The organism is Psychrobacter sp. Rd 27.2 (assembly GCF_001921755.1).
Classification (GTDB): domain Bacteria; phylum Pseudomonadota; class Gammaproteobacteria; order Pseudomonadales; family Moraxellaceae; genus Psychrobacter; species Psychrobacter celer.
In genome coordinates, this window is the sequence record NZ_MRYB01000027.1 from 1 (window position 1) to 1,331 (window position 1,331).

Below are 1,331 nucleotides of genomic sequence, written 5' to 3' on the forward strand. Positions count from 1 at the left end.
TGTCCCGTCCTAAAATAAGTTTACGAAAAAGGGACTTATTTATGGACAAGTTAGCAATAGCAAAGGTTAAGCGCACTCAAAAAGATTACACACTAGGCTTTAAACTCGCCGTCGTTGACAGTGTAGAAAAAGGCGACATGACCTACAAACAAGCACAATCAATTTATGGCATACAAGGACGCAGTACCGTATTGGTATGGCTGCGTAAGCATGGTAAATTAGACTGGACCCATCCCCCTAAGAGTCAGACTATGCCGCATAAAGAAACCCCAGTGCAAACCATCAAACGTCTAGAGCGTGAGTTGGCGGATGCCAAAGCACATAACCTTATTTTAAGTAAGGTTGTTGACGTCTTTGAAAGTGACTATGGAGCACCTACTAGAAAAAAGTCTTCTACGGCATCCTCTGGCAACTCAAAGAAGACAAACAAATAAGTCTAGCTCAAGGATGCCGTCTACTTGGTGTGAGCCCGCAAGCGGTATATCAACACCGTACTCGGTCACAGGAAAAAGTGAGCAGGTTCACAGTCATCAAAGACTGGGTACACGCATATCGAATGCTCATGCCTCGCATAGGTGGGCGTAAGTTATACTGGCTGATTAAACCGAAACTGATGGCTCATGGCATAAAGATGGGCCGTGATGGCTTCTTTGATTACTTAAGAGCACACCGCTTGTTAGTGCTACCTAAACGTAGCTATACAAAAACGACCTTTAGTAAGCACTGGATGAAAAAGCATGCTAATTTAATCAAAGATGCCCCTGCACCTATCAGGCCTGAACAAACACTGGTCGCTGATATTACTTATGTCACGTCCAAACAAGGAATCCACTACCTATCTTTAGTGACAGACGCTTATTCAAGACAGATCATGGGGTATCATTTAAGTGAGAGTATGCCAGCAGCTGAAGTGGTAAAAGCGCTCAAGATGGCAGCTAAAAGACGTTCTTATACTCATAAAGCCATTCATCACTCTGATAGAGGTCTTCAGTACTGTGCATCAGAGTATCAAGAGGTACTTAGATTAAACAACATCACACCGTCGATGACCGATGGTTATGATTGTTATCAAAATGCGTTGGCTGAGCGAGTCAATGGTATTTTAAAGAATGAGTTCTTGTTGTATGAATGCAATACGATAAGTGAGCTTAAACAGCTGATTGATGAGTCTGTTTATGTCTATAATCATGTTAGACCGCATTTAAGCTTAAATATGAGAACACCTGCTGAGGTACATGATAGCTATTTATGTCCTGCTTAATGTAAAAAAGCCAGATACATAAGGTATCTGACTTAGCAAAAAAACTATCAATCTATTTTAGGACGAGACA

At 41.5% G+C, this 1,331-nt stretch carries 1 protein-coding gene; it reads left to right on the top strand.

Going from position 1 to position 1,331, the window contains the following annotated elements; translation table 11 throughout:
• The first annotated feature begins 41 nt into the window (after positions 1-41).
• Positions 42-1,261 (top strand): IS3 family transposase gene (locus BTV99_RS12405; protein WP_372046648.1). Its coding sequence is split into 2 segments (ribosomal slippage): positions 42-404 and positions 407-1,261, totalling 1,218 coding nucleotides; the frame shifts between segments, so codons are not numbered across the junction.
• Positions 1,262-1,331 lie beyond the last annotated feature (70 nt).